A 3,451-nucleotide genomic window follows, 5' to 3' on the forward strand; every position below is an offset into this window, starting at 1 on the left:
CGGCATCGCCAACCTCCACAACATCATCCTCGCCGGCTGACCACCGGCCCCATCCCACGCAACGCCTTCACCCAGTTACGAGACGTCCCTTAGTCGACAGCAATGGTGACAGCAACGAGCCGCGACACGGACAGCCGCCGGCCGCCGTACGCGGACAGTCGCCCGAGGTCGCGGACGCGGACGCGGATGGACCCAGCCGGACGGAGCGCCCAGAACTTACAAGCGAGGGGTCGAACGCCGGGGTGGTGCGACCAGCAGACGCCGCCTATCGCGCAAGTGATGGGGGCGGCGCGGATACTGGCGAGGTGGTGGAGAAGCAGGCGACGGAGTTGACCCGGTGGACCATCCACGGCGAGCGGGTCGTGGACGACACCCGGCGGGCGCAATTGAGTATCGCCGAGGTGGAGTTGCCGGACGGGGTTCGCTTCGAGCAGTACGTGATCCGGGCTCCCCGGTCGGCCATGGTCGCCGTACTGGACGACCGGGAGCGCTTGCTGTTGATGCGGCGGCACCGCTTCGTGTTCGACCGGTGGGTGTGGGAGTTGCCCGGCGGCTATGTCGATGACGAGGAGCACCCGGCGCAGTGCGCGGTGCGGGAGGTCGAGGAGGAGACCGGCTGGCGGCCCCAGGCGGTGGAGCCGTTGCTGTCCTTCCAACCGTGGGTCGGCACTGCGGATGCCGAGAATCTGCTGTTCCTGGCCCGGCAGGCCGAGCACATCGGCGCCCCCGTGGACGTGAACGAGGCTGAGCAGGTCGCGTGGATTCCGCTCGACGAGGTGTACGGGCTGGTGTCCCGGGGTGAGATCGTTGGTGCCGGCACGGTGATTGCAGTGCTGGAGCTGGTCGCGCGCAAGGCCCGCGGGGAGCTGTAGGGGTCAGCGTCGGGGGCCGAGGGTGGCGTCGACGCGGCCGGTGAAGTGCCGGACGGCGGGTAGCCGTCGGTGCGGGGCGAGTTGGGTTTGCAGGTCGCGGAGGTAGCGGACTGCTCTGGCGGACCGTAGCTGGCTGGTCAGGGTCAGGGCTTCCGCGCCGATGGCGCAGGCCCGGTCGGGTTGTCCCTGGTGGGCATGGACGCTGGCGAGTAGGGCGAGGTTGAAGGCTCTGCCGCGTACGTAGCGGTTGTCCATGCGCAGGGATCGGGCGGCGAAGCGTTCGGCGTGGGTGTTGCGGCCGAGGGCGTGGAAGCAGTGACCGAACTTGGCTGACAGGTACGCCTCGTCGAAGTAGCTGAGCCATTGCGGGTCGCTGCTGCGGTCGGCGCGGTCGAGCGCCTGTTCCGCCTGGTGCAGGGCGGCGGCGCAGGCCCGTTCGTCGTTGGCCTTGGCCAGGGCGTGGGCTTCCATGACGTGGGCTTCGGCGGTCAGGACGGGCACTCCGGCGCGGCGGGCGGTCCGGCCAGCGGCGCGGGCGAGGTCGAGGCCGGTGGCGGTGTGGCCGAGGTAGGTGGCCTGGTGGCTCATCGCGGCGAGGATCTCCGCGCCGAGGCCGTCGTCTCCGGCGGCGTGGGCGAAGTCCAGGGCTAGGGTGAGGTACCGCTGGGCGATACCGTGTTCGGCGGTGTCGTATGCCTGCCAGCCGGCGAGTTGGGCCAGTTCGGCGGCGGCACTGAGCAGCCGTTGACCGGTGCCATGGTCGTACCGGCCGTTGGTGAGCAGCGGAGTCACCTCCTGGTGGAGGTAGCGGGCCACGGTATCGCGGGCGTGCCCGCCGCCGTACTGGTTGTCCAACTGGCGGTAGGTCGCGGTCATCGCGCGGATGGTGTCAATCTCCGGTTGACCGACCGCGCTGCGTCCGAGTTGGGTGACCGGGGCCGGGTCCGGGGCGGTGAACCAGCGCAGCGCCGGCAGGGTGTAGCCGGCGGAGCTGAAAGCAACCTGCCGGAGTACGTCTCGACGGTTCACGTCACCTCGCCAAAGCTCTGCAGCACTGCGTACGTCGTCTTGCCAGGTCCGGTTGGCCGGCGGTTCGCTGGGCCGGCCGGGGGTGGGCTGGCCGAGGTCGGCCGGGGGTGCGGCCTGGCGGGGTGCCAGGCCCATCGTGATCCGCGCCTGGTCGGGCATCCCGCAGCCGTCGGCGATCCGCTCCAGGACATCGATCGAGGTGACCTTGCGTCCGGCCATGATCCTGCTGACGTAGCCCTGTTCCAGCCCGACTGCGGCCCCGATCCGACTCTGACTCGCCCCGGTGAGGCTGGTGATCCAGCGGAACAGCCTGCCGATGTCGCGGTCGGCCAGGGCGGTCAGCACCTCGCCGTGCGACCACGCGTCCTCCGGTATTCGCAGCGGATCGAGCAGCACGGCAGCTCCCAGCGTCGCGTTCCGACTACTCAAGGTGTGCAGAGCGACAGCCTATGGTGGCCGTTCGTGCTGGTCGAGCCGTCCCATGTCACCGTGACATGACCGCTGGCCATGGAGCGGCCCGCAGTCGGGCGGGATGGTCGGCATATGTCCTTCGATGTCGAGAACCCGCCCGTGGAGCCGCCCGCCGGGTGTCAGCACCGTCTGCTGTGGCGATTGGCCCGCGCACTGTGGGAGGCACACCGACCCGACAGCGCCGGCTTCTGCGTGGCCACCGGCTGCTGGCACACCAACCAACGCGACCCCTGCCGGCTGGCCCAGCTCGCCCAGGAGGGGATGCGAACCGCCTGCGGCGAAGCCACCCCCACCTCACCGCCCTGGATCGCCGTCACCCGAGAGCGCCTAGCGGCCGGGGACATCGACCCCGTGGACGCCGTCGCCGAAGCCCTCTGGCACCACCGCCACACCCGCAGGCCGGGGCGGTGACCGATGGGAGCCATCTACACCTCGACAGCCTTCCGCGAGTACGCCAGGGCACAGGTGGCCTATGCGGACATCCTGTTGACCAAGCACTCCGAATCGGCCCTGAGCCTGTGCCGCTGCGGTCGACTCCATCCCTGCGACGACCGCCAACACTGGCTACGGATTCGCGCCCACTTCGGGCGGTTCCTCGTTGACGAGCGGTACAGCAGCGAAGTACAGCAACCCCACCCACCGAACCCGCCCACGTACGGCCCCAGCATGCCGGTTGGCCTCGCATGACACCCGATCCGACCGGCTCGCCGAGAGTTCACACCGAAGAGGTCACTCGGGAGGCGGCCTTTCTGCTTGCTGCCTTCGGCGGGGCCAGATGGCTCCAAATGGAGTTGCCGCACGGTTCCGCGTCATGGGTGGTTGAGGTGGGATGCCATCCCGCCAGCCACCGACCCAGGCAAGCCGAGCAGACCATGGCCCAGGTGTGGGCCGGCGGCAGACAGGGACACGTAGCGACGCGTGATTGCGGAGCACGGGACACGGTCAGGCGGCGGACGCGGCCGGAACTGTCCATGATCCCGGCGTCTAAGGGACGTCTCGTAACTGGGTGAAGGCGTTGCGTGGGATGGGGCCGGTGGTCAGCCGGCGAGGATGATGTTGTGGAGGTTGGCGATGCCGGA

General features: G+C 69.6%; 3 protein-coding genes. 2 read left to right on the top strand and 1 reads right to left on the bottom strand.

Annotated features, from left to right (window positions below; genetic code table 11):
* Positions 1 to 305 precede the first annotated feature (305 nt).
* Positions 306 to 872 (top strand): NUDIX hydrolase, encoded by a 567-nt coding sequence (locus FB455_RS34020; RefSeq protein WP_145755811.1) that lies wholly within the window; start codon positions 306 to 308, stop codon positions 870 to 872.
* Between the two features lie 3 nt (positions 873 to 875).
* On the opposite strand, the gene FB455_RS34025 is transcribed toward FB455_RS34020, so the two are convergent.
* The gene (locus tag FB455_RS34025; RefSeq protein ID WP_145755812.1) at positions 876 to 2,297 is read right to left on the bottom strand and encodes a helix-turn-helix domain-containing protein; all 1,422 of its coding nucleotides are present in this window, start codon (positions 2,295 to 2,297) and stop codon (positions 876 to 878) included.
* A 147-nt stretch (positions 2,298 to 2,444) separates the two neighbouring features.
* On the opposite strand from FB455_RS34025, the gene FB455_RS34030 reads away from it, so the two are divergent.
* Positions 2,445 to 2,783: a hypothetical protein gene (locus FB455_RS34030; RefSeq protein ID WP_145755813.1), complete on the top strand. Its 339-nt coding sequence runs from the start codon at positions 2,445 to 2,447 to the stop codon at positions 2,781 to 2,783.
* Positions 2,784 to 3,451 lie beyond the last annotated feature (668 nt).

The organism is Micromonospora sp. CNZ296 (genome assembly GCF_007827635.1).

Bases quoted from the DNA above. Each gene is read 5' to 3' on its own strand.
- FB455_RS34030 (WP_145755813.1), top strand. From the start codon at position 2,445: ATGTCCTTCGATGTCGAGAACCCGCCCGTGGAGCCGCCCGCCGGGTGT.